This window comes from Panacagrimonas sp. (genome assembly GCF_965216805.1).
In the GTDB taxonomy this organism is placed as follows: Bacteria; Pseudomonadota; Gammaproteobacteria; order Nevskiales; family Nevskiaceae; genus Panacagrimonas.
The window spans coordinates 825,206-850,256 of record NZ_CBDCGN010000002.1 but is presented as its reverse complement, the minus strand read 5'-3'; the positions used below and the strand labels follow the sequence as shown (position 1 = coordinate 850,256).

General features: G+C 65.2%; 23 protein-coding genes. 6 read left to right on the top strand and 17 right to left on the bottom strand.

Annotated features, from left to right (window positions below; genetic code table 11):
- Positions 1-174: 174 nt before the first annotated feature.
- The 3 genes from secF to yajC form a co-directional block, all read right to left on the bottom strand.
- Positions 175-1,107 (bottom strand): protein translocase subunit SecF, encoded by a 933-nt coding sequence (gene secF / locus ACOOHP_RS04065; protein ID WP_420465179.1) that lies wholly within the window; start codon positions 1,105-1,107, stop codon positions 175-177.
- A 16-nt stretch (positions 1,108-1,123) separates the two neighbouring features.
- Positions 1,124-2,980, bottom strand: coding sequence for a protein translocase subunit SecD (secD, locus tag ACOOHP_RS04060; protein ID WP_420465178.1), 1,857 nt, complete (start codon positions 2,978-2,980; stop codon positions 1,124-1,126).
- A gap of 92 nt (positions 2,981-3,072) precedes the next feature.
- Entirely contained in the window at positions 3,073-3,411 is a 339-nt protein-coding gene (gene yajC, locus ACOOHP_RS04055) for a preprotein translocase subunit YajC (RefSeq protein WP_420465177.1), read from the bottom strand.
- Between the two features lie 86 nt (positions 3,412-3,497).
- Between yajC and rlmKL the strand changes: the two genes are divergently transcribed.
- The 4 genes from rlmKL (at position 3,498) to ACOOHP_RS04035 (ending at position 9,243) form a co-directional block, all read left to right on the top strand.
- On the top strand, positions 3,498-5,759 hold the full coding sequence (gene rlmKL / locus ACOOHP_RS04050; protein ID WP_420465176.1) for a bifunctional 23S rRNA (guanine(2069)-N(7))-methyltransferase RlmK/23S rRNA (guanine(2445)-N(2))-methyltransferase RlmL: 2,262 nt from the start codon (positions 3,498-3,500) through the stop codon (positions 5,757-5,759).
- A 110-nt stretch (positions 5,760-5,869) separates the two neighbouring features.
- On the top strand, positions 5,870-7,618 hold the full coding sequence (locus ACOOHP_RS04045; protein ID WP_420465175.1) for an acyl-CoA dehydrogenase family protein: 1,749 nt from the start codon (positions 5,870-5,872) through the stop codon (positions 7,616-7,618).
- A gap of 144 nt (positions 7,619-7,762) precedes the next feature.
- Positions 7,763-8,740: a hypothetical protein gene (locus ACOOHP_RS04040; protein WP_420465174.1), complete on the top strand. Its 978-nt coding sequence runs from the start codon at positions 7,763-7,765 to the stop codon at positions 8,738-8,740.
- A 26-nt stretch (positions 8,741-8,766) separates the two neighbouring features.
- On the top strand, positions 8,767-9,243 hold the full coding sequence (locus tag ACOOHP_RS04035) for a glutathione peroxidase (RefSeq protein WP_420465173.1): 477 nt from the start codon (positions 8,767-8,769) through the stop codon (positions 9,241-9,243).
- 72 nt (positions 9,244-9,315) lie between these two features.
- On the opposite strand, the gene ACOOHP_RS04030 is transcribed toward ACOOHP_RS04035, so the two are convergent.
- From ACOOHP_RS04030 to miaB, 9 genes are all read right to left on the bottom strand, one after another.
- The gene (locus ACOOHP_RS04030) at positions 9,316-9,879 is read right to left on the bottom strand and encodes a hypothetical protein (RefSeq protein WP_420465172.1); all 564 of its coding nucleotides are present in this window, start codon (positions 9,877-9,879) and stop codon (positions 9,316-9,318) included.
- Between the two features lie 68 nt (positions 9,880-9,947).
- Positions 9,948-11,516 (bottom strand): cryptochrome/photolyase family protein, encoded by a 1,569-nt coding sequence (locus ACOOHP_RS04025; protein WP_420465171.1) that lies wholly within the window; start codon positions 11,514-11,516, stop codon positions 9,948-9,950.
- A complete protein-coding gene (locus ACOOHP_RS04020) occupies positions 11,513-11,680 on the bottom strand; it encodes a DUF2256 domain-containing protein (RefSeq protein WP_420465170.1) in 168 nt (55 codons plus the stop codon). Before ACOOHP_RS04020 ends, ACOOHP_RS04025 begins: the two co-directional genes overlap by 4 nt.
- Before the next feature lie 126 nt (positions 11,681-11,806).
- Positions 11,807-12,394 carry a hypothetical protein gene (locus tag ACOOHP_RS04015; RefSeq protein ID WP_420465169.1) on the bottom strand — a complete coding sequence of 196 codons (588 nt, stop codon included), beginning with the start codon at positions 12,392-12,394 and terminating at the stop codon, positions 11,807-11,809.
- Positions 12,395-12,485: 91 nt separating this feature from the next.
- The gene (lnt, locus tag ACOOHP_RS04010) at positions 12,486-13,985 is read right to left on the bottom strand and encodes an apolipoprotein N-acyltransferase (protein WP_420465168.1); all 1,500 of its coding nucleotides are present in this window, start codon (positions 13,983-13,985) and stop codon (positions 12,486-12,488) included.
- Between the two features lie 54 nt (positions 13,986-14,039).
- On the bottom strand, positions 14,040-14,888 hold the full coding sequence (locus tag ACOOHP_RS04005; protein ID WP_420465167.1) for an HlyC/CorC family transporter: 849 nt from the start codon (positions 14,886-14,888) through the stop codon (positions 14,040-14,042).
- The gene (ybeY, locus tag ACOOHP_RS04000) at positions 14,881-15,354 is read right to left on the bottom strand and encodes an rRNA maturation RNase YbeY (RefSeq protein ID WP_420465166.1); all 474 of its coding nucleotides are present in this window, start codon (positions 15,352-15,354) and stop codon (positions 14,881-14,883) included. Before ybeY ends, ACOOHP_RS04005 begins: the two co-directional genes overlap by 8 nt.
- Entirely contained in the window at positions 15,351-16,334 is a 984-nt protein-coding gene (locus tag ACOOHP_RS03995; RefSeq protein ID WP_420465165.1) for a PhoH family protein, read from the bottom strand. The genes ybeY and ACOOHP_RS03995 overlap by 4 nt, the downstream gene beginning before the upstream one ends.
- Positions 16,335-16,378: 44 nt before the next feature.
- Entirely contained in the window at positions 16,379-17,725 is a 1,347-nt protein-coding gene (gene miaB, locus ACOOHP_RS03990) for a tRNA (N6-isopentenyl adenosine(37)-C2)-methylthiotransferase MiaB (protein ID WP_420465164.1), read from the bottom strand.
- 135 nt (positions 17,726-17,860) lie between these two features.
- On the opposite strand from miaB, the gene ACOOHP_RS03985 reads away from it, so the two are divergent.
- Together ACOOHP_RS03985 and ACOOHP_RS03980 are read left to right on the top strand one after the other, a co-directional pair.
- Entirely contained in the window at positions 17,861-18,439 is a 579-nt protein-coding gene (locus tag ACOOHP_RS03985) for a lysophospholipid acyltransferase family protein (RefSeq protein ID WP_420465163.1), read from the top strand.
- Between the two features lie 57 nt (positions 18,440-18,496).
- Complete coding sequence (locus tag ACOOHP_RS03980; protein WP_420465162.1) at positions 18,497-19,789, top strand: class I SAM-dependent methyltransferase; 1,293 nt, start codon at positions 18,497-18,499, stop codon at positions 19,787-19,789.
- On the opposite strand, the gene ACOOHP_RS03975 is transcribed toward ACOOHP_RS03980, so the two are convergent.
- From ACOOHP_RS03975 to ACOOHP_RS03955, 5 genes are all read right to left on the bottom strand, one after another.
- On the bottom strand, positions 19,731-20,081 hold the full coding sequence (locus tag ACOOHP_RS03975) for a hypothetical protein (protein WP_420465161.1): 351 nt from the start codon (positions 20,079-20,081) through the stop codon (positions 19,731-19,733). The two genes, ACOOHP_RS03980 and ACOOHP_RS03975, sit on opposite strands and share 59 nt — an antisense overlap.
- On the bottom strand, positions 20,078-21,052 hold the full coding sequence (locus ACOOHP_RS03970; protein WP_420465160.1) for an NADPH:quinone oxidoreductase family protein: 975 nt from the start codon (positions 21,050-21,052) through the stop codon (positions 20,078-20,080). The genes ACOOHP_RS03975 and ACOOHP_RS03970 overlap by 4 nt, the downstream gene beginning before the upstream one ends.
- A gap of 116 nt (positions 21,053-21,168) precedes the next feature.
- Positions 21,169-22,038, bottom strand: coding sequence for a crotonase/enoyl-CoA hydratase family protein (locus ACOOHP_RS03965; RefSeq protein ID WP_420465159.1), 870 nt, complete (start codon positions 22,036-22,038; stop codon positions 21,169-21,171).
- 133 nt (positions 22,039-22,171) lie between these two features.
- Positions 22,172-22,843 (bottom strand): thioredoxin family protein, encoded by a 672-nt coding sequence (locus ACOOHP_RS03960; protein ID WP_420465158.1) that lies wholly within the window; start codon positions 22,841-22,843, stop codon positions 22,172-22,174.
- A gap of 66 nt (positions 22,844-22,909) precedes the next feature.
- Complete coding sequence (locus ACOOHP_RS03955; RefSeq protein WP_420465157.1) at positions 22,910-25,006, bottom strand: protein-disulfide reductase DsbD family protein; 2,097 nt, start codon at positions 25,004-25,006, stop codon at positions 22,910-22,912.
- Positions 25,007-25,051 lie beyond the last annotated feature (45 nt).

The following is a 25,051-nucleotide window of genomic DNA, read 5'->3' as shown; positions in this document are numbered from 1 at the left end:
CCGCTGGCGCCAACGACGAATCGAATCGCTTTCGCCACGGATTTCACGGTTAACCGCGGATCAAAAACATAAACCTGCCGAGCATCGTTGCTTCACCGATCGGGTGACCGGATCGGCGCTGTCGAGTCGCCGATTTTCAATCCGGGTCATCCGTGGCAAATGCTTTTCCCCGGTTCACACCACCTCTTTATCTTCCAGATCGTCCTTGGGCGGCAGCAGGTCTTCGCGCTTGACCCCGAGCACGATGGCCAGGCCGGTGGAGATATAGATGGAGGAGTAGGTCGCCACCAGCACCCCGATGATCAGCGTCACCGAGAACGAGTGCACGCTCGGGCCACCCAGGAAGAACAGTGCGAACATGGTCAGCAAAGTGGTCAGGTGGGTGATGATGGAGCGCAGCAGGGTCTGGTTGATCGACAGATTCACCACCTCTTCCACCGCAGCCCGGCGCTGACTGAGCAGGTTCTCGCGCACGCGGTCGTAGATCACCACGGTCTCGTTATTCGAGTAGCCGATCAACGCCAGGATGGCGCCGAGAGTGGTGAGATCGAATTCGATCTGGAAGATCGACAAAATCCCGATCGTCATCACCACGTCATGGATCAGCGCAGCGACGCAGCCCACCGAGAACTTCCATTCGAAGCGAAAGGCGATGTAGGCCATGATGCCCATGAACGCGAACAGCATCGCCAGGCCGCCCTTTTCGGTGAGCTCCTCGCCCACCTGCGGGCCCACAAACTCCACGCGGCGCAACTCGATGCCGTCCACCTCGCTGCCCAGGGCGTCGAGAATCGCGGTGCTGACGTTGGCGGTGGTCGCCTCACCCGCTGGCGGCAGGCGGATCAGCACGTCCTGGCTGGTGCCGAAGAACTGCACGACCGCGCGCTCGTAACCGGCCTTGCCCAGCGCCTCGCGCACCTCGGTCAGTTCCACCGCCTGCGGGTAATGCACCTCCACCAGCACGCCGCCGGTGAAATCGATGCCGAAATTGAGGCCGCGAAACATCACCAGCAACACCACCGCAATCGTGGCGATGGCAGACACTGCCAGACCCACGCGGCGCTGGGCCATGAAGTCGATGTTGGGAACCTTGGAGAAGAAACGCATCGGTAGTGCCCCTTGCTTACCAGATAGGCAGATCGGTCATGCGCGCGCGCCGCGCGAAGACCAGATGCGCCAGCGCCCGGGTGCCGACGATAGCGGTGAACTGCGAGGCCAGAATTCCGATGGACAGGGTTACCGCGAAGCCCTTGATGGGCCCGCTGCCCAGCGCGAACAGCACGACGGTGGCCACCAGGGTAGTGACATTGGCGTCGGCAATGGTCAGGAACGCGCGGTCGTAGCCCGCTTCGATCGCTGCGTGCGGTTTGGCGCCGTTGCGCAACTCCTCGCGGATGCGTTCGTAGATCAGCACATTGGCATCCACCGCGATACCGGCGGTGAGGATGATGCCAGCGATGCCGGGCATCGACAGCGTGGCCTGCAGAATGGACAGGGCCGCGATCAGGATCATCAGGTTCAGCGCCAGCGCCGCAATGGCAAAGAAGCCGAACACGCGGTAGTAGAAGATCATGAACACCGCCACCATCGCGACGCCCAGCATCGCCGCCTGGAACCCGCGCTCGATGTTGTCGGCGCCCAGGCTCGGGCCCACGGTGCGTTCTTCCACGATATCCACCGGCGCCGCCAGCGCACCGGCCTTGAGCAGCAGCGCCAGGTCGTGGGCCTCCTTGCTTTCCAGGCCGGTGGTCTGGAAGCGCTTGCCGAATACGCCGCGGATGTTGGCGATGGAAATAATTTCCTGGATATCGCGCGACTCGCGGATCGGCTCGCCCTTGGCGTTGTAGGTGGTGACCACCTGGCGTTCGCGGAACAGCACTGCCATCGGCTTGCCGACGTTGCCCTGGGTGAACTCGAACATCTTCTTGGCGCCGGCGCCGTCCAGAGTCACGCTCACCGCCGGTTGGTTGTTTTCATCGACCGTCGGCTGCGCATCCACCAACTGCGAGCCGGCCGCGATGATCTCTTTCTTGAGCAGCACCGGACGGCGGTCGTCGCGCGTGTAATACAGCTCGGTGCCCACCGGCGCCACGCCGCTGGAGGCGGCCAATTCGGCATCGTCTTCCGCCACCGCCCGATACTCCAGCGTCGCCGTGGCACCGAGCAGATCCTTGACCCGGGTGGTGTCCTGCACGCCGGGTAGCTGCACCACGATGCGATTGGCGCCCTGCCGCTGCACCACCGGCTCGGCCACTCCGAGCTGGTTGACGCGATTACGCAGGGTGATCAGATTCTGCTGGACCGCAAAGTCCTGGATGCGACGCGACTCGGTCTCGGTGATGCGCGCACGCAGGCTCAGCGGCGCCGCATCGTCGACTGCCACCTCCAGCTCGCGGTACTCGTCGGCAATCAGGCGCCGCGCCGCTTCCAGGCGCTCGCTGTCGGCGAAATCCAGCACCACGTCGCCGCCGGCCTGGCGCCGGCCGCTGTAACGGATGTTCTCCTTGCGCAGCGCGGCCGGAATCTCCGTCACATAGTTTTCGATGGCCTTGCTGCGCACGTCGTCGACATCCACTTCCAGCAGGAAGTGCACACCGCCGCGCAGGTCCAGGCCCAGCGCCATCGGCCGGGCGCCCAGGCTGCGCAGCCAGGCCGGCGTCTGCGGCGCCAGGTTGAGCGCGACGACATACTGATTGCCGAGCCCGCGCTTGAGCGCGTCGTTGGCCTGCAATTGATCGTCTTCGGATTCGAGACGCACCACCCACTGGCCGTTCTCCAGTCCCGACGCAGCCGGCACCAGACCCGCCTCCTGCAGCAGGCCGTCGATGCGAGCATCGAACCCTGCGCCCGGCGGATCGCCGGAGCTCTGCGTGATCTGCACTGCCGGCTGCTCGCCAAACAGGTTGGGCGCCGCGTACAGCGTGCTGAGCAGCAGCACCAGCAGCAGTACGACGTACTTCCACTTCGCGTATGGACGCATGGTTGCCTATCCCTTCCCGTTGGGTTGCCGCGGGCTGCGATCCGCGCGCGATCGCGTCCGCGCGCAAGCGCCAAGCGCGACCGCAGCAGGTGTCAGAGCGCCTTGAGCGTGCCCTTGGGCAGCACCGCGGTCACGGCCGCCTTCTGCACCTTGACGGAGACGCCTTCGGCGACCTCCAGCGACACGTAGCCCTCGGAGATGTTCACCACCTTGCCGGCCAGGCCGCCGCTGGTCACGGCCTCATCGCCCTTGGCGAGGCTGCCCAGCATGAGGCGGTGCTCCTTGCTGCGCTTCATCTGCGGCCGGATCAGCATGAAATAGAAGATCACGATCAGGATCACCAGCGGCGCAAACTGCACCAGCGGGTTGGGCGCGGCCGGGGCAGCGGCCTGCGCATAGGCAGGGCTCAGGACGAAATCGATCAGGCTCATCGGCTGGGGCTTCGGCGGTCAAAAAATGGCCGCGGATTATGCCACAGGCCCCCGGAAGGCCGGCTTGCGCGTGCGATCATGCGCGGATGACGACCGCGCTTTCCCTGTTCGTGACCTGCCCCCGTGGCCTTGAACCTCTGCTGGTGACCGAGCTTCATGCCCTGGGCGCAGGCGAGGCCTACGAGCGTGCTGGCGGCGTAACCTGCAGCGGCCCGCGCGAGCTGGCCTATCGCGCCTGCCTGTGGTCGCGCCTGGCCAGCCGCGTGTTGTTGCCACTGGGCCGATTCGCCATCGAAGGCGCTGACGACCTCTACGCCGGGGCCAGGACGGTGGACTGGCCGGACCTGTTTGCGGCGGATTCCACGTTTTCCATCTCCGTAGCTGGACACTCGCCCAAGGTCACCCACACGCACTTCGCCGGACTCAAGGTCAAGGACGCCATTGCCGACCGGTTCCGCGAACACTGCGGCCGCCGCCCCAACGTCGACACCGACGCACCGGACATCCGGGTGCATGTGCACCTGGAGCGCGAGCACGCAGGCGTGAGCCTGGACCTGTCCGGCGACAGCCTGCATCGGCGCGGTTACCGCAGCGGCACCGGCGAGGCGCCGCTCAAGGAAAATCTGGCCTGCGCCATCCTGCTGCGTGCGGGCTGGCCGGATATTGCCGCCCGCGGCGGCGCGCTGATCGATCCCATGTGCGGTTCCGGCACCTTGCTGATCGAGGGGGCCTGGATGGCCAGCGACGTCGCGCCCGCGCTGTCGCGCCAGCGGTTCGGCTTCGAAGCCTGGCTGGACCACGTGCCTGCGATATGGAACGAACTCAAGCGCGAGGCTCAGTCACGGCGCGATCTTGGCCTGAAGCAGCTGCCGCCGCTGCTGGGTCGGGACCTCGACCCGCGCGTGCTGACCCACGCGCGGCGCAACGCCCTCAACGCCGGGCTCGGCGAGGCCATCACCTGGGAGGCCGGCGACGTGTTGCAGGTGCGGCCGCACGGCCACACCCCTGGCCTGCTCGCCACCAACCCGCCCTACGGCGAACGCCTTGGCGCCGAGGGTGAAGTCATCAAGCTCTATTCCCTGCTCGGCAGCACGCTCAAACAGCATTTCGGCGGCTGGCGCGCCGCCGTGCTCACCGCCAGGCCCGACCTGGGACCCCGCACCGGCCTGCGCGCCGACGCCATCCACTCGTTCTATAACGGTGACCTGCCCTGCAAGCTGCTGCAGTTCGGCATCGCCGGACCGCCGACGCCGTCCGCTGAGCCGGCCGCGGCTTCCATAGCCGAGGCCGCCGGCGGCGGCGAGTTCGCCAACCGCCTGGCCAAGAACCGCAAACACCTGGGCAAATGGGCCCGCCGCACCGGCGTCACCTGCTACCGCGTCTACGATGCCGACCTGCCGGAATACGCGCTGGCGGTAGATGTCTACGAGGCGGCCGGGGCCGAACTGCACCTGCACGTGCAGGAATATGCGGCGCCCAAAACCGTCGACCCGATCAAGGCCGAGAAGCGTCTGCGCGAGGCGCTTGCGCAGCTGCTGGCGGCGTATCGGTTGCCGGCCTCGCACCTGCACTTCAAGCAGCGTGCGGTACAGCGCGGCGCGTTGCAGTACGAAAAACAGGGCGAGCAGCTGCGGGTGCTCGAGGTCGAGGAGCATGGCGCGAAGCTGCTAGTGAATCTGGACGACTACATGGACACCGGCCTGTTCCTCGACCACCGGCTTCTGCGGATGCGTCTGCGCAAGGAGGCAGCGGGCAGGCGCGTGCTCAATCTGTTTTGCTACACGGGCGTCGCCAGCGTTCAGGCCGCGCTGGGCGGTGCCCGGCAGACGGTGTCGGTGGATCTGTCGAACACCTACCTGCACTGGGCGCAGCGCAATTTTCGTCTCAACGGTTTCGAGGTGGGCGAGCTGGCGCGGGAGCAGCCGCCGACCGCGAGCGGTTCGCGCTCGCCATGGGCGCGCGCACCCGGCACGCGTTCTCGCCCGTCAGGATTCGCTCCCGCGCCCCACCTCACGGTCCGCGACGACTGCATGGCCTGGCTGGAGCGCAGTGCTGCCGACCCGCAACAACGCTTCGACCTGATCTTCTGCGACCCGCCCACCTTTTCCAATTCCGCGCGGCTGACCGAGGTGTTCGACGTGCAGCGCGATCACCCGACCCTGATCCAGCGCGCGCGCGCGCTGCTGGCGCCGGGCGGGGTGCTGTATTTCTCGACCAATCGACGCAAGTTCAAGCTGGACCCGGCGGCGGCGGAAGGCGCCGACTGCGTCGATATCACTGCGCAGACGCTGGATGAGGACTTCAAACGCCCGCCGCCCGCGCATCGTTGCTGGCGCATCACGGCTTGAACAGCACTGGGTCGCCGGCCTGCGCCTACCCGATCAGGCGTTGCCCGCACGGCGCCCGGTTTCATACTCTTGCGGACTGACCGACGTCCCCGATACCCGGAGAAAGCACCATGGCGACCTATCAAGCCCCGATTCGCGAAATCGGCTTCGTACTCAACGACGTGCTCAACGTGGGCCGTCTGGCCGAACAGATTCCGGCGTTCGCCGAGGCCACACCCGACATGCTGCTGGGGTTGGTGGACGAAGCCGCCAAGCTCATCGAAAACCAGATCGCGCCGCTCAACCACGTCGGCGACCAGCAGGGCTGCAGGATCAAGGACGGCGTGGTCAGCGTGCCCGAAGGCTTCGCCGATGCCTACAAGCTGTACTCCGAAGCCGGCTGGATGAGCCTGTGCAACACCCCGGATTTCGACGGCCAGGGGCTGCCCTATACGCTGGCCAAGGTGGTCGAGGAAATGCTGTGTTCGGCCAACGTGGCGTTTGCGCTCTACCCCGGCCTGACCACCGGCTGCTTCGAGGCGCTCTACGCCAACGCCAGCGACGAGATCAAGCAGACCTACCTGCCCAAGCTTTCCACCGGCCAGTGGAGCGGCACCATGTGCATCACCGAGGCGCACGCGGGTTCGGACGTGGGCGCCGCCAAGACCAAGGCCATCCCTAACGGCGACGGCAGCTACGCCATCGACGGCGGCAAGATCTTCATCACCTCGGGCGAGCACGAGATGGCGGAGAACATCATTCATTTCGTGCTCGCGCGCCTGCCGGACTCCCCTCCGGGCGTGAAAGGTCTGAGCACCTTCGTGGTACCCAAGTTCCTGCCGAAGGCCGACGGCGCGCCGGGCGAGCGCAACCAGCTGCATGCCGCCAACATCGAGCACAAGATGGGCATCAACGGCTCCTGCACCTGCGTGATGCAGTTCGACGGGGCCAAGGGCTGGATGGTGGGGGCACCCAACACCGGCATCCAGAACATGTTCGTGATGATGAATCTGGCGCGCATCATGGTCGGCTTCCAGGGCCTGGGCCAGTGCGAACTCGCGACGCAGAACGCCATCCGCTACGCCATCGACCGTAAGCAGGGCAAAGCCTTCAACGGCAAGCCGGAGATCATCGAGCACCCCGATGTGCGCCGCATGCTGCTGCAGATGAAGGCCACCACCGAAGGCGCGCGCGTGCTCGGTTACGAAACCGCGTACTACGTCGACGTCACCCATCACCATCCCGATCCGGCGGTGCGCGAAGAGGCGCAGGACTGGGTGGATCTGAACACTCCGCTGGTCAAGGCGTTCTGCACCGACAGCGCGGTGGAGCTGGGCAGCCTCGCGATCCAGGTCTATGGCGGCCACGGTTTCATCAAGGAACACGGCGTGGAGCAGATCGCGCGCGACTCCAAGATCCTGTGCCTCTACGAGGGCACCAACGGCATCCAGGCGATGGATCTGGTGCGCCGCAAGCTGATGATGCACAACGGTCGCCTGGCCGAACGCTTCTTCGCCGCCGTGCGCAGCGATCTCAACGCCGACGCACCGCTGGGCTGGATCACGCGGCCGCTGGGCCGCGCGGTGGACGAGCTGGAATCGGCCACGCAGTTTCTCATCGAGTCGTTCAAGACCTCGCCCGACACCGCCGGCTTTGCCGCAGTGGACTACCAGCGCGCGTTCTGCCTGACCTATCTGGGCTGGAACTGGCTGCGCATGACCAAGGCCGTGGCCAAGCACCCGGACGAGGGTTTCCGCAAGGGCAAGCTGGCCACCGCCGAATTCTTCGTGACCCGCATGCTGCCGCAGGTGCACGCGCTGTTGGGTACCGTACGCGCGCCGACGGCCAGCCTGAGCGAACTCGAAGCGGCGAATTTCTGAAGTCGACGGACGTGTCAGGCGTCCGGTTGTCGGACGCCTGACACCGAACGTTTCGCAGGATGCGCCGATCGCGGCGGATGCCTCAGAATGCGAGCTCACAAGGGCCGTCCGGCTCAAGACGGTACAACGCGAGCGAGGTCGCATATGAGGTGGTTCCCCCTGCTGCTGGTTCTGCTGTTTGGCATCTCCGCCTGCGCGCTGAAGGCGCCGCAGTCCGAGGGTGACGGCCCCGAGGTGCTCGACGTCGAGTCCGAAGAGATCCATAGCGTGGATCCGACGCCGCCGCCGATCGACACCCCGAGCGACTCGCGCCCCTCCGGTCCGATCGGCGACAGCGATCTGGTCTTCGGCGATGAGACGCGCCTGGAACGCATCGAGCGGCTCAGTGGCGCCACCGCCGAGCGCAGCGCCGCGCGAAAAACCTCACAGCCCGCATGGCAGCCGCCACCCGAACCGGAGGGCGTGCAGGCCCCCATGGCAGGCCGCGTCGGCATCATGAGTCTGCTCGGCAACGAACTGCGCCACGTGCATTCCGGCACCACGCCGTTCGGCAATCACGAGCAGGATTACAACGTGCAGTACGACTTCGGCGGCTACGTGATGGAGGAACTGCGTCAAGCCCTGCTCACGCGCACGCCCTACCAGCCGGTAGCCGTCGCCGCCACCGGCGCGCTGCGGCGGGACGCCTCGACCTGGATGGAAACCTGGGACGGCGAAAAATTTGCCGAAACCTTCCAGCGCGAGTTCGACGGCATCATTTCGCAGAATCGCCTGTCGATGCTGATCATCGTGGCTTATCCCACGGTCAGCGACGGCGTGTTCGGCACCCGCCAGAAACTGCGCGGCTCGGGCCTGTATACGCGCAGCTTCTTTGGCGACACCGAGGCGGCGGTGTTTTCCACCATGCAGTTCTACCGGATTGCCGGCAAGCCGGCACAGCTGGTGCAGCCGGTATCGGCACCCAGCGATCGCAACATCGGCGATCTGCCCAATGCGCAACTGCCCGACGATCTAGAGGACCTGCCGCCGCGCTACCTGGGGCCGATCTACCAGCCGCTGCGTCTGATCGTGCAGAACAAGCTCGCCGGTCTGGTCGCGCTGCCGCGCAAGCTGGGATACTGAGCGCCGGTCACCGGAAGAGAGCGGTCATGAGCATCTACGAATTCGAAGCCAGAACCATCGACGGCGACGCGCATGCACTCGCCGCCTATCGCGGCAAGACCCTGCTGATCGTCAATGTCGCCAGCAAGTGCGGGTTCACCCCCCAGTACAAGGGCCTTGAGGCGCTGTACCGAGAATACAAGGACCGCGGTCTGGAGATTCTGGGCTTTCCCTGCGATCAGTTCGGTCACCAAGAGCCAGGTAACGAGGCCGAGATCAAGAATTTCTGCTCGCTCAACTACGACGTCAGCTTTCCCATGTTTGCCAAGATCAAGGTCAACGGCGACGACGCCCACCCGCTCTATGAGTTCCTCAAGAAGGAACAGGGCGGCATCCTGGGCATGGACTTCATCAAATGGAACTTCACCAAGTTCCTGGTCGATCGCAACGGCGAGGTGGTGAAGCGCTACGCGCCCACGGACACTCCGGCCACCATTGGACGGGACCTGGCCAAGCTGCTCTGAGGTCGTTCGACCTCGATATTTTCGGCAACAAGAAAGGCCGGGCGATGCCCGGCCTTTCTTGCGACGAAAGCCTTACTGAACCGCGGCGTCGGCGTCGACATTGACCGAGGCATCGACCGTGGGTACCGCGGCGGCGGCACCTGCGCCCACCGAAGCCGCGGTTCCGGCAGCGGCCTTGCCGGTATTCTTGACGCCACCGACGACACCGCCGACCAGCTTCCTGGTGCCATCTGCAGTCTTGCGGGCACCGTCCTTGACGGCACCGCCGGTGGCCGAGGCCGCGCCCTTCAGCGCCGTACCCGTCTTGGCGCCAGCATTGACGCCGGCGTCGACACCCGCGGCCGCCTTGTTCTTGACGGTACCGACGGCGGCGCCGGTATTGACGCCGACGTTGGCGTTGGCGTTGGCATTGGCGCCGGCGGCAGCGGCATCGGCAGCCTGCTGCGCCTTGGCGTCAGCCTCTGCCTGTGCCTTGGCCTGAGCATCGGCCTTGAGCCGTGCTTCGCTGGTGGCGTCAATGTCGGCGCCTGCACCGACACCGAGATTCACGCCCAGCCCGGTATTGAGCTCGACCGCAAAAGCGGAGGAAACGGCCAGCGTCAACAACGCTGCAGCCGAGACGGAAAATTTGTTCATGGACAGCCCCCAGAAGAACGGTTGACCGGCGAGTTGCCGGAGCGAGGACTCTAGGCCAATCCGGTGAATCATGACTTAACTGTCATCCCCGTCTGTCGGCGATGAACGGCGGCCTGCTCCCGGATCGCCGACCGTTCCTCTCCGGACTTTCGCAGCAGGTTGTTCACCTGCATCTTGAGGCGCGGATGATTGCCGAATCGCGCCTGGTGTCGGTCGAGAAAATCCCAGTACAGCGTGGTCAATGGGCAGGCTTGAGTGCCGGTGGCGCGGTCGGGCCGATACTGGCAGCCGCGGCAGTAGTTGCTCATGCGGTCGATGTACTTGCCGCTGGCAACATACGGCTTGGAGGCGATGAAGCCGCCGTCGGCAAACTGGCTCATGCCGAGGGTGTTCGGCAACTCCACCCACTCCACCGCATCCACATACACCGCCAGATACCACTCGTGCACCGCCTGCGGGCGCACCCCGTACAACAGGGCATACAGACCGGTGACCATCAGTCGCTGGATGTGGTGCGCATAACCGTGGCGCAGGGTCTCGCCCAGCACCTGGCGCAGGCAGTTCATGTCGGTATCGCCGCGCCAGTAGAACGGTGGAAGGGCATGCTGGGCGTCCAGTGCGTTGTTCGTCAGATACTGCGGCATGCGATGCCAGTAGAGGCCGCGCACGAACTCCCGCCAGCCCAGAATCTGCCGCACAAAGCCCTCTACCGCCGCCAGCGGCGCATGGCCGCTGCGGTAGGCCTCGATGGCGGCAGCCCCGACTTCGCGTGGATCCAGCAGTTTCAGATTGAGCGCCGCGGACAGGCGCGAGTGAAACAGCACCGTGCGTGGCCAGTCCCTGCCGGCCCACATCGCGTCCTGATAGCGGCCGAACAGCGGCAGCCGATGCTCGACGAAATCCTGCAAGGCTTGCAGCGCCTGGGCACGGCTGACCGGCCAGTCGAATGATTGCAGGCTGCCCGGATGGTCAGCAAAGTGCCGGGCGACGTCGGCCAGCGCCTCGCGGGTGATCGCGTCGGGCTCGAACGCCAGCGGTGACGGTGTCGGCGGCGGTCCGGACGCATCGAAAGCCTGGCGATTGTCCTCGTCGAAGTTCCAGCGCCCACCCTCAGGTTGTTCGCGGCGCATCAGCCAGCCGCTGCGCGTGCGCATCCAACGATAGAAATGCTCCATGCGCGGCTGCCGCCGGTGCGCCATCCAGCCTTCGAATTCAGTGGTGGAACACAGGAAGTGCCGGTCCGGCAGCACCTGAACCTCGCTAGCGGACGCAGTCGCGATGTCGTGCAAGGCCCCGGCCAGCGCCCATTCTCCGGGTTCGACCCAGCACACTGCCGCGGGCTGCAAGCGCGTGAGGTCTTCGCCTAGCGCGTGCGCCAGCGACGAAGCGCTGTGCATGCCGATGCGGCGATAGCTGATCTGACGCCCGATCTGGCGCTGGGTCTGCGCAAACTGGCGCATGGCGGCGAAGAACAGCGCGATGCGCGCCTGGTGCGACCACACCCGCGTCGCCTCGTCGCGACATTCGCACATCCATATGAGGTCCTGGCGCGGATCGAAGTGATCCAGCGCCGCCGAGTGCGGGTCCAACTGATCGCCCAGAATCACCACCAGGCGCCGAATCCGCGAGGCTTTCATCGAGGTTTGAAGCCATGCCGCAGACGGCCGCGACGGCAGGCGTCGGAGCAATAGCGGACTTCATTCCAGCAGCGCGCCCACTTCTTGCGCCAGGCATACGGGCGGCCGCAGGTTTCGCAGATTTTGGCCGCGGGTTGGCCGGCGCGACTGGAGACTGGAGGCATCGCAGCAGGCTAGCCGGATCGCGGCCCGCCGCCCTGCGGTGGCGAACCGGCCATCTTCGACCGGCGTCGGACAAAGAGAAGACCCCGCAAGCGGGGCCTTCCGGATGCATCTGACCACAGCGCTCGTCAGAAGGTGAAGCGCGCACCGATGCGGAACTGGCTCAGGTCCAGATCGCCGCCATTATCCGGGTCCAGATAACTGGCACGAAAATCGGTGAATCCGGCCAGATTGGGGGCGAACTGATAGGTCGCTCCGGCGAGCAGTTCGGGGCCGTCGATATCGCTGAGCAGGATGTAGCCGGCTTCGCCGTACAGTCGGAATTGCGGCGATACCGGCAGCGCATAGCCCACGTGGCCGGCGACGCCGTCGTCATCGTCGACGTCGAAGTCCAGATCCATATACTGGAGGCGACCGTAGAGGCCGGCGCCGCGTGCCCCGGCGCCATCGCCGATGCCCACACCCAAGCGTAATTCGTCGAAGTCCAGCTCGGTGTCGTCGAGCTCGATGGTCTGGAATTCGCCGGTCAGGTAGATCGGCTCGCCGACCTTGACCGCACCCTTGACGCCGAACCCATCGCCGTCGTCGTCACCCGACCCAAAATCGGCTTCGTACCAGGGCACGTAAAAGCCGTCGATAAAGTTATCCCCCTGAGCCGCCATGGCAGGGGCAGCAAATGCACAGGCCGCGGCAGCGGCAATCAGATGTCGTTTCATTATGGTCTCCTGAGGTAGATCCGATCTTCATCGGCCGCACCAGTATTGGGCCCCATTCTGACTGCCTGCTGAAGCTCCAGTGCCGACGCGCTCAGGTACGCCGCAGTATTCGATGCAGGACGCCCGCTAACAGTGCAGCAGCGGCAAACAGCCACAAGGGTCGGTCGCCCCAGCGCGCGTAGGGAGTGCTCCCGGAACGCGGCCTGACCTGTCCCCGCAGCACCTCGGTGGTGTAGTGGCCGGAGCGCCCGGCGACGTCGCCATCGGGGGCGATCAGCGCCGAGATGCCCGTGTTGGTGGCGCGCACCAGCCAGCGCCCGTTTTCCAAGGCCCGATACCGCGCGATCTGAAGGTGCTGATGGGCGGCGCTGGAGCGCGCAAACCAGGCGTCGTTGGTGGCGTTGACCAAGACGGCGGCGTGCCGGGACGCGTGCGCGAACTCGCTGCCGAATACATCTTCGAAGCAGATCGAAATGCCCAGCGGCTCACCCCGGATTTCGATGGGCGGCAGCGCGGCGCCGCCCGAGCTGATGTCGCCATAAGGCAGATCCAGCACATCCATGATCGGCCGCAGCCAGGCGGGAATCGGAAAGTACTCGCCGAAAGGCACCAGATGACGCTTGTCGTAACGTCCGCGCGCGTTGCCGACGGCGATCATGCTGTTGTAGACGCTGACGCGTTCGTCGTAGATCAGCACCCCCGCCAGCAGCGCCGCGCGGCCCTCGCGCAGGCGCGCGTCGAGTTCGTCGAAATAGGGCAGCACTTCGTCCAGCGGACGATTCGGCACCGCTTCCGGCCAAGCGATGAGATCGGCGTCAGCCACCGACAGGGTCATCTCCCGGTAGCGCCGCAGGATGGCCTCGGTCTGTTCGCGATCCCACTTCTGATCCTGCGGCACGTTGCCCTGCACGATGGCAACCGACAGCGGTGCGCCGGCATCCTGGGTCCAGCGCATCGGTGGCGGCAGCAGCTGGCTGAACAAGGGACTCAGGGCAAGTCCGATGGCCAGGATTCGCGCTGCGCCGCGCGCGCCGATCGCGCGCCAGACGCCGTAGGCTGACAGAGCGAGCAGCGCCGACAATCCGTGCGTGCCCAGTACCGGAATCAGGCGCTGGGCCGGCGAATCGAGCGCCACGTAACCCAGCGACAGCCATGGAAAGCCGGTGTAGACCCAGCCGCGCAGCAACTCGCTGAGCACCCACAGCGCCGGGATCAACAGCCACCCGAGGCCGGAACACCACGCCCTCAACGCGCAAGCCGCACCGCACATCAGGGCCGGATAAACGGCCAGGTAGGAAAACAGGATTGCGGCGAGCAAGCCCGCCAACCATGCCGGTGCGCCGCCAAACAAATGGGTGCTGATGAAAACCCAGTAGACGCCGGTGGCAAAATGGCCGAGTCCGAACAGCCAGCCTATCCAGACCGCCCGACGCGGGCCCAGGTCGGCACATAGTGCAAACAGGCCTGCCAGGGCCAGCACCGAAAGCGGCCACAGGTCGAACGGCGGAAAGCCGAGCGTCGCGACCGCGCCCAGCGCGGCTGCGACCAGCGCATCGAACCGGCGCAGCATCGGAGGAATCGGTTTGTTCATGGCTGGCCGGCCCGCGCGGGCATCGATCTACTCGGGCAGGGAGCGACGGTCCCGCTATCCGGGCGCCAGCGTCACTTGCAGCAGATGGACGCGGCGGTTGTCGGCCCTCTGCACGTTGAAGTTGAATTTCTCGATGCGCAAGCTTTCGCCGCGCTTGGGCATGTGGCCGAAGCGGTGCGTCACCAGCCCGCCGATGGTGTCGAATTCCTCGGTGGGGAATTCAACCTGGAAGTATTCGTTGAATTCTTCCAGCGGGGTCAGGCCCGCCACCAGGAAACGGCGTTCGTCCTGCTTGAGGATATGCGCGCCCTCGACCTCGTCGTACTCGTCATCGATCTCGCCGACGATCTGCTCCAGCACATCTTCGATCGTCACCAGACCCGCCACGCCGCCGTACTCGTCGACCACGATAGCCATGTGGTTGCGGCCGCGCTTGAACTCCTTGAGCAGCACGTTGACGCGCTTGGATTCGGGCACGAACTGCACCGGACGCAGCCAGCGCGCGATATCGAAGGCCCCGGCGCCGACCGTGGAAAACCGCAGCAGATCCTTGGCCAGCAGGATGCCGACGATCTCGTCGCGCGATTCGCCGATCACCGGGAAGCGCGAATGCCCCGATTCCACCACTTCGTGTACGAGCTTCTCGAGCGGCCAGACGCGCTCCACGAATGTCATCTGCGCCCGCGGCACCATGATGTCGCGCACCTGCGTCTCGGCGGTTTCCAGGATGCCCTGGAACATGGTCAATGCATCGGCATCCATCAGTTGCAGATTGCGCGCATCGGCCAGCAACGCCAGCAGATCTTCGCGCGTCCTGATTCCGCCGCCGCCGAATCGACGCGCCAACCGCTGCAGCCAGCGCTGGTTGGGGGTTTCGGCAGATCGCCTGGGCTCGTCAGTCATCGGGTGTTGCCTCGTCTCCGCCAGCCTCGCTGCGGTAGGGGTCGCCGAAGCCCATCTCCGCCAGCAGTTTTATTTCTCGCGCTTCCATGGCCTCGGCGTCGCGGTCGTTGTTGTGATCGTAACCCAGAAGATGCAGGCAGCCGTGCACCACCATGTGCGCCCAGTGGGCGCGCAATTCCTTGCCTTGTTCGGTGGCTTCGCGCGCCACCACGACAGCACAGATCACCAGATCGCCAAGGATCGGCATGTCTGCGCCCTCGGTGTCGTAGGGGAACGACAGCACGTTGGTCGGAGCATCCCTGCCGCGATAACGCCGGTTCAATTCCCGGCTCTCTTCCGGCTCGACGATGCGGATGGCGACATCGCCCGCCACCGCGCCGAGTGCCAGCGTCGCCCACTGCCGAAGGGTTGAGGCGGCGGGAATGCCGGTCGCCGGAACGCGACGCTGAACCAGAATCTCGCTCATGCAGGAGGCGGGTTGTGCGCTTCAAACGTCTCGTAGGCCTGCACGATGGCCTGCACCAGCGGGTGTCGCACCACGTCTTCCTTGCGAAACTGGGTAAGGCTGATGCCCTTGACGCCGTCCAGCACCTTCATCGCGTGCTTGAGACCGCTGTTCTGGTGGCGCGGCAGGTCGATCTGAGTCACGTCCCCGGTCACCACCGCGACACTGCCGAAACCGATACGGGTCAGAAACATCTTCATCTGTTCCATCGTCGTGTTCTGAGCTTCGTCGAGAATGATGAAAGACTCGTTAAGCGTACGGCCACGCATGAACGCCAGCGGGGCCACCTCGATCACCGCGCGTTCGATCAGGCGGGCCACGCGCTCAAAGCCGAGCATCTCGTACAAGGCGTCGTACAGCGGGCGCAGGTAGGGGTCGACTTTCTGCGTCATGTCGCCGGGCAGAAAGCCGAGCTTCTCGCCAGCTTCCACAGCCGGCCGCGTCAGCACGATACGGCGCACGCGATCCTTCTCCAGCGCTTGCACGGCGCTGGCCACCGCCAGATAGGTCTTGCCGGTGCCGGCAGGGCCGACGCCAAAGGACAGGTCGTGCGTGGCGATGTGCTGCAGGTACTGCTTCTGCAGCGGCCCGCGTCCGCGCACCACGCCGCGCTTGGTGCGAACCACAATCTCGCCCTGATCGAGCGGCCGCTGGTCAGGATCGAGCTCGCGCCGCTCACCGCCGGCTTCGAGCAAGGCCAAATGAACATCCTCGGGCGTGAGCACGGCATTGGCGGTCTGTTCAAACAACCCCTGCAGCACTTTCTCGGCGCGCGCTGCGTCCACCGGATTTCCGACCAGGCGGAAGCGATTGCCGCGGCTGCGCACCTCGATCCCCAGCCTGACCTCGATCTGGCGCAGGTGCTCGTCGAACGGCCCCGACAGATTGGCAATGCGGGCGTGGTCGTCCGTTTCGAAAGCGAGATCGAGATGATCGCTCATGGGAGTTGGCGTGGTTGCCCGCGCGAGCAGGCCGGAACGGGCAATCAGGCGGCGACGGCGGCGTCAACCCGACGGCCGCGCAAAGAGTTGGCGGCAGCCTCGGTCACGAGCACGTCGACGAACTGGCCGATCAGGGTCTCGTCGCCCTCGAAATTGACCACCCGATTGGCCGAGATGCGACCCGCCATGCGGCCCTGCCCATGGCGCGCGCCACGCTCCACCAGCACCTGCTGCACGCTGCCAACCAGAGCGTTGCGGAAGGCGTCGTCGAACTGACGGATGCGCCCCTGCAACAGCGCCAGGCGCTCCTGCTTGACTTGCAGACTGATGTTGTCCCGCAGGTTGGCCGCCGGGGTGCCGGGCCGCGGCGAATAAACAAAGGAGAACGCGCAATCGAAGCCGATCTCGCCGATCAGCTCCATGGTCTGGGCAAAGTCCGCATCGGTTTCGCCGGGGAACCCGACGATGAAATCCGACGACACCGACACGCCCGGGCGGGCCGCACGCACCCGCTCGATCTTGCGCACGAATTCAGTCCGCGTATAGCCACGCTTCATCATGCCCAGAATGCGGTCGGAGCCCGATTGCACGGGCAGGTGCAGATAAGCACACAGCTTCGGCTCCTCGGCAAACGCTTCGACCAGAGCATCGCCAAATTCCGCCGGATGCGAAGTGGTGAAGCGGATGCGTTCAACCCCGGGGATCTGCGCCACGTAGTGAATCAGCAGCGCAAGGTCGCAGGTCTCGGCAGTAGCGCCCATGGCCCCGCGGTAGGCATTGACGTTCTGACCCAGCAAGGTCACTTCGCGCACGCCTTGCGCGGCCAGTTGCGCGATCTCCACCAGCACGCCATCCAGCGGCCGGCTGATTTCGGTGCCGCGCGTGTACGGCACCACGCAAAAGCTGCAGTACTTGGAGCAGCCTTCCATGATGGACACGAAGGCGGTGGGGCCCTCGGCACGCGGCTCCGGCAACCGATCGAATTTCTCGATCTCCGGAAAACTCACATCGACTGCGGTACGCCCCTGATTGCGCACCTGATCCACCAGTTGCGGCAGGCGATGCAGGGTCTGCGGCCCGAACACCAGGTCCACCTGCGGCGCCCGCTTGGCGATGGCCTCACCCTCCTGGCTGGCCACGCAACCGCCGACACCGATCAGGCGTCGCGGATCGGCCTGTTTCCACTCGCGCCAGCGCCCCAATTCGGAAAAGACCTTTTCCTGCGCCTTCTCGCGTATCGAGCAGGTATTGAGCAGCAGTAGATCGGCTTCTTCGGGATTCAGCGTACGGCTGTAGCCGTGCGAGCGCGCGAGAACGTCGGCCATCTTGGCCGAGTCGTACTCGTTCATCTGGCAACCGTGAGTCAGGACGAAAAGCTTGGGTGCAGCCATCCGCAGGGCCGTAAACCGATCGGGCCGTGCATTATACGGACGCGCTGCAGACGCGCTGACGGCATTCGCATCGTCGTGATATTTAATTGTTTATTGTTAATAAAATAAAACTAAATTAAACAAACAATCGGGACCATGAGCCAAGCACCGCAGTGGGCTGGACCGTTCGCCCGAGCGCTGGGGCGCAGCGCCCTGCGCTTGCTGGGCTGGCAGTTGCAGGTGGAGTTTCCGCCGCTGCCCAAGCTGGTGATCGTGGGCGCACCGCATACCTCCAACTGGGACGGCATCGTCGCAGTAGCGGCCATCATGGCACTGGGCGTGCGGGTCAACTGGTTCGCCAAGGACAGCCTGTTCCGCTGGCCCTTCCGCGGCCTGCTGGTGGCGTTGGGCGGCGTGCCGATCGCGCGACAGGCGGCGGGCGGCATCGTCGAGCAAACCAGCGCGATATTCGCCGCCAAGTCACAGCTTTACGTGGCGGTGGCGCCGGAGGGCACTCGCGGGCGGGCGCCGATCTGGAAATCCGGCTTCTATCGGATCGCGCTGGCCAGCGGCGCCCCGATTTTGCTGGCTTACCTCGACTACCGGCGCAAGGTGATCGGTTCCGGTCCGCTGATCCTGCCCAGCGGCGACTACGACGCCGACCTGGCGCAGATCCAGCAGTTCTATCGCGACGTCACGCCGCGCCATCCTCAGCGGTTCGCGGCCGAGGGTTGACCGCCACGCTCCGACCCCCTTCATCGGAGGTTCTGCAGACCGTTTTATACTCATGCTATGCAAGCCCTGCTGGACCTCCTGGGGCGAGAACTGCATGACGCGCAGCTGGAGTTCGTCACCCCCATAGGCGCTCGCTGGACGCTCGGGCGCGGTCTGCCCTGCGCGCGTGTGAACCTGGCGCAAGCCGCCACTTTGCGCAGAATTCTGTTGCACCCCCGCTACGAGCTACCTGCCACCTACACCCGCGGCGAATGGGCGCCTGCCGATGGCGATCTACTGAAGGTGCTGGAAGTAGCCACCCGCATCCAGCTTCAATGGGACGCGACGGGACGGGGACTGTGGGGCCGGGGCCTGGCTTGGCTGGGCGAACTCAACAGCGCGCTGCGGGCCCGGCGCAACGTTCATGCCCACTACGATCGAGACGCCGACTTCTACGGCAGCTTTCTCGACGCCGACTGGCACTATTCCTGCGGTTACTTCGAACGGGCCGAGCAGACGCTAGAGGCGGCGCAGCAGGCCAAGTGCGAGCTGATCGCCCGCAAACTCAATCTGCGCCCAGGAGCACGGGTGCTGGACATCGGCTGCGGCTTCGGCAGCCTGGCGATGTACCTGGCCGAACGTCATCAGGCGCGGGTCACCGGGGTCACCCTGTCCGAGGCGCAACTGGCACTGGGCCGCGAGCGACTGGCATCGCGTGACCTGCACGGCCGCGTGGAGCTGCGCCTGCAGGACTACCGCCACACCCAGGGCCAGTTCGATGCTGTCGTCAGCGTGGGCATGTTCGAGCATGTAGGACGCCCGCAGTACGCAGAGTTCTTCCGCATGGTCAGGCAGCGCTTGGTGCCGGGCGGCACCTCTCTGATCCACACCATCGGCCGATCCGGTCCGCCCGGTGTCACCAACCCCTGGATCCGCCGTCACATCTTTCCAGGCGGATATATCCCGGCCGCGTCCGAAGTCCTGGGCACGATCGAACACGCTTCGCTGGTCCTGACGGACCTGGAGATATGGCGCCAGCACTACGCCCACACGCTGGCGGCCTGGCACCAGCGCTTCGAGTCCACGCGCGACCGTTGGCGCGACCGCTACGGAGAAGAATTTTGCCGCATGTGGACGTTCTACCTGCTGGCATCCCAGGCCAGCTTCCAATCGGGCGATCTGGTGGTCTTCCAGCTGCAACTGGCACGCCGGCCGGCGACCGTTCCACTGACCCGCGACTACCTGTATCGAAGCCGGGCGGCGGCGAATTTCTGGGATCGACGACAGCAGCGGTCGCGCAAGCTGCGCGCTGTCAGGACGCGGGCGGCAGCGCCACCAAAGGATCGTCCGGAGCAAGACAGCGAAAATTGAGCTCGGTAGCGCCGCCTTCGAGATAGGCCGAGATACCGGAGCTCATGTGCGTCGGCAGCATCACACGACCAAGGGCCCCGCAATGCGATTCGGCCTCCTGCTCGGCAAGCGCGCGTGCCGCCGGGTGGCCGCCGGCGTCAGGATCGGAAGGCACCGTCACCATGTAGGAGTCCGGTCCCAGCTGTTCCATGACCGGGACCGGTGCCGTGCTCGCGCAGGCCGCCAGCCCTAGCGCGAACGCGATCGCCCCGGCGTTGCGTGCGGCACGGTGCAGCGGGAGCGTCAGATTCATACCACCAGCACGACCTTGCCGGTGACCTTGCGATCCGCCATGTCGCGCAAGGCCTGCGCGCCCTGAGCCAGGGGGTACTCGCGCGAGACCAGCGGCTTGAGCCGGCCTTGCTCGAACCACTGGTAGAGCAGGCGCACGTTGGCGGCCTGTGCTTCGGGTTCGCGACGGATGAAGTCGCCCCAGAAAACCCCCAGTGAGGCACAGCCCTTGAGCAGCAGGCGGTTGAGCGCAATTTCCGGGATCGACCCGGAAGCAAAGCCGATGACCAGATGACGACCTTTCCAGGCGATGCAGGAAAAGCTGTCTTGCGCGAACTGGCCGCCAACCGGATCGAAGATGACATCGGCGCCTTGGCCGCCGGTCAGTTTCTTGACTTCGTCCTTGAGCGAGGCTTCGACATAGTTGACGACCTCGTCCGCGCCTTGAGCCTTGCACAGCGCCAGCTTGTCAGCCGAACCGGCGGCCGCGATCACCCGCGCGCCCATGATCCTGCCGAGCTGCACCGCCGCCAGACCCACACCGCCGGACGCACCGAGTACCAGCAGCGTCTCACCGGGCTGCAACTGGCCGCGGTCCTGCAGCGCGTGAATAACGGTGCCGTAAACCAGGTGGAATCCGGCAGCGACCGGCGCGCTCATCGAATCGGGCACGCCTACGCAGGCCGCAGCCGGGGCCACGCATTCTTCGGCAAATCCGCCGCTCATGGTCAGCGCGGCGACGCGGTCGCCCAGTTTCCACTGCGTGACCTTGGCCCCCAGTTCGACGATCTTGCCGCACACCTCGCCACCTGGCGCGAACGGCGGTGTACCGCGAAACTGGTATTTGTTCTGGATGATCAGAACGTCCGGAAAATTCACCCCGGCCGCAGCGACCTTGATCCGCACCTCTGCGTCGCTGGGAGCACGCAGCGGAAGGTCCTCATAGACGAGCTTCTCGGGTGGGCCGAATTCCTTGCAGACGATGGCTTTCATGGGTTCGGTTTCGAGTAGATGATTTTCCAGGAATCACGCAAAGGCGCGAGGGAAAGCGCAAAGCACGCAAATAAGATTCTGAGGCGTCTCTGCGTGGTTTTTTTGATCCCAGAACACTACCAGGGATAGAACGGCGGCATCTTGGCTGTACTGGATTTGAATTCCGGCGCGCGCTTTTCGAGGAAGCCCTGCACTCCTTCCTTGCCGTCCTGGATGCTGGTGTAGAACATCGCAAGCGAATCGATGCGGTGCGCCTCCAGCGGATGCGCCTGGGCGGAATTGCGATACATCATCTGGCGGGTCAGGGCGATACCGACCGGCGACTTTCCATCGACCAACTTGCGTGCCAGCGCCGTCGCCGCAGGCAGCAGATCGTCCGGCGCATGGATCGCCTTGATCAGCCCACCCGCACGCGCGGTCTCGGCATCCAGGATCTCGGCGCTATAAGTCCATTCCAGCGCGTTCTGCATGCCGACAATGCGCGGCAGGAACCAGCTCGAACAGGCTTCGGGCACGATACCGAGCTTGCCGAACACAAAGCCGATGCGGGCTTTGTCAGAGGCCAGGCGAAAGTCCATGGCCAGGGTCATGGTGGCCCCGATACCGACGGCAGCGCCGTTGATCGCTGCGATGACGGGCTTGGTGCTGGCGAAGATCGCGAGCGTCACGCGGCCGCCGGTATCACGCACGCCGTGGTGGATGTCCGGGTCGTCCAGCCGACGCTGCATGTCCTCCAAGGTCGGCTGCAGACTTTCATCCAACCCGAACACGTTGCCTGGCACCGACAGATCCATGCCGGCGCAGAACGCTTTCCCGGCACCAGTGACCACCACCGCACGCACGCTGTCGTCGCGACTGGCGCGCTGAAATGCGTCGACCAACTCGTCGGCCATTTCGACGGTGAACGCGTTCATCTTTTCGGGGCGGTTGAGCGTAAGGGTCAGAATGCCCTGCTCCACCTGCCAATCCAGGGTGTTGTAGTTCATCGAAATCTTGCCGGGCGTGGGTCGTGGGAGCGCAGTCTAACCGCTGCCCGCGGAGACGCTGCCAGCCCCCGTGCATCATGTCGTCGCCCGGAACCGAACACGCGCCGACGCGCGCGCCAGCCTCGCCGGAGCATCAGTACTTGATGCTGCAGCCGTAGGGCTTGCTCACCGGGGTGGAAACCGGCTGGCCTGCCAGCGCCTCGCCCAGGGCAAGTTGCACGTAGTTCGTGGCCTCTGGGATATCGGCGGCATCCGCACTGGGCACATCGTCGATCCCGCCCATGTAAATGAGTTTGCCGTCCGGGTCGATCACGTACATGTGCGGCGTGGTCTTGGCCTGGTACAGGCGCCCCAGCTCGCCGCTTTCGTCCAGCAGCAGTTGCGTGGGCTTCGCGTCGTAATCGGTCTGGAATTTTTTTGCGCCAGCGGCGTCGACGTGACCCTGCTTGCCGGGCGCCGAAGAAAACACCGTCAGCCACTCGACATTCTTGCCGACGAACTGCTTCTGCAGTCCCTGCATATTGCCCTGGTAGTGCTTCTGCACAAAGGGACATCCTTCATTGGTCCATTCCAGCACCACGTAACGACCCTTGAGATCGGAAAGCTTCACCATTCCGCCAGCGGCACCCGGCACCTGGAAATCGGGAGCGGCGCTGCCGACCTCGGCCTTGGCATGCACAGCGCCGACAGCGACAAGGGCAAGCACAGCGGCCATACCGGCCCGCGCTGCGGCGCCTACCAAGCCCGCTGCGCTCATTGGCTTACGGACGCCTTGGGTGGCACTGGATTTCTGCATCGGGTTCATGGCTACTCCTGCGCTGTTGAAAACTGAAAATGGAACGGCCCCACGCCAAACCCATACAAGCCGCCTTCAGGAGTCGTGCTCGAAGGCGGCGCTGACCACGGCCGGTGTCAGCACCTGCGGCAAAACCTGTGGCGCTTGGCCCCGCCGCGACGCCAGGTACAGCGGCACGCCACTGCGGCCATAGCGTTGCAAGACGGCGGTGATCGCCGGATCGGGGCGGGTCCAGTCGCCCAGCAGCAGGGCCACGTCATGAACTTGAAAAGCTTCGCGTACCTCGGCCGAGCGCAGCGCGCCACGTTCGTTGACCTTGCAGGTCAGGCACCAGTCCGCGGTGAAATCCACGAACACCGACCGGCCCTGCGCGCGCAGCTCATCGAAGCGCGCATCGCTGTAGGGTTCCCAGCCGGCCTGGGTATGCTGCGCCGGCCCCGGTGCACCGGTCAGCGCCGAGACTTGCGCCATCAATGCCACCAGTCCCAGCAGCATCGCGGCAATCGTCGCCTTGCCCAGGACTCCCGGGCCGCGGCCCGACCACCACAGCACCAGCGCAACCAGTACCAGGGCCAACAGTCCCAGCGCCATGCCGTGGCGATCGGTCAAGCCGCCGAGCACCCACAGCAGCCAGACCGCGGTCAGGTACAGCGGAAATGCCATGACCTGTTTGAAGGTTTCCATCCAGGCGCCGGGCCTGGGTAGCCAGGCCGCCAGGCGGGGAACAAACCCGATGAGCAGGAAGGGCAACGCCAGACCCAAGCCCAGGGCGATGAATACCAACAGCGACGAGGCCGCCGGCTGTGCCAGCGCGAATCCCAGCGCAGGCGCCATGAAGGGCGCGGTGCAGGGGCTTGCCACCACCACCGCCAGCACGCCGGTGAAGAACGAGCCAGACCAGCCGGATCGCTCGACCAGGTGCTGTCCGGCCCCCATCCAGGACGTTCCGAATTGCACCAGCCCCGAAAGGGACAGGCCCATCGCAAAGATCACGCAGGTCAATGCCAGCACGAAGGTTGGCGACTGCAGCTGAAAGCCCCAGCCCAACGCCGCACCGCCAGCGCGCAGGCCGATCAATACGCCGGCGATGGCCACGAAGGTCGCCAATACGCCGGCGGTGTAGGCCAGCGCATGTCTACGACGATGCGCGGCATCATCGCTGCGGGCCCGCAGCACCGACAGTGCCTTGATCGACAGCACCGGGAACACGCAAGGCATCAGATTGAGGATAACCCCCCCCAGGAGGGCAAAGCCGAGCATGGCCAGCAACGATGCGTCCGCCGCACCCGCCGGCGATGCGCCCTCTACTACCGCTGTCGCTGGAGCCGGGCCCGCCGGCACCGGTACCACGTCGCCGGGCTGTGCGCGCAGCTCGAACGCCTTGGCAGGTTCTTGCCCTTGTTCGATCACCAGCACCCCGGCGAGATCGGCCGGCGCTTCGACGAAGTAGTCGGATACTGTCTGACTCAACCGCAGTCCATTGCGATCATCGATGCTGACCCGCTGTGGCGCCGCGTGCGAGACCAGATCGTTGGCGTAGGCGTAGAAGCTGGCGCGCGCATCCGCCGGAAATGCCGCGCCCTCCACCGCGAGGGAAAAATCGCCACCTTCGATGGCGTAGGTTGCAGACCAGTCCGGCGCCGCACGCGGTATCTCCTCGCGCGCTTGGGCGAAGGCCTGGGCCCACGCCGGGTCCGGCTGCGGCGGCTGCGCTTCCAACGGCAGCTGGAGGCTCAGATCGGCTTCGCCGGGAATGCAGATGTCCTTGCACACCAGCCACTTGGCCTTGGCGCTCAGCTTGAACTCGGAAGCATCGCCCAACCGCACCGGGAGCAGATGCAGGGTTTCGCGGTCGTATCCGTAATTGGTGAGATCGCCCAAGGAATGCGGGTGGGGATAGGGCCAGTGCAAGGCGCCGACCTCGACGGCGGAAGGCAAGTCCCGCCACTCCAACTCGGTGGGAATGCCGGAGTCCCCGGGGTTGCGCCAATACACATGCCAGCCAGGATCGGGGCGCAACCGCAGCGCGATCCAGTTGTCGTAGGTTCCACCTTGCGCGCTGAGGTTCTCGGCGATCAGTTCGGCCTCGACATGGTCGGTCTGCACCGGCACCGCACGCACCATCATGCTCGCGCCAGACAGCGCAATCGCCAGGAAGAGCCGGAAGATCATGTGTGCAAGTGGGGGGAGGGCTGCTGTGTGACCAAGTTTCGTCTG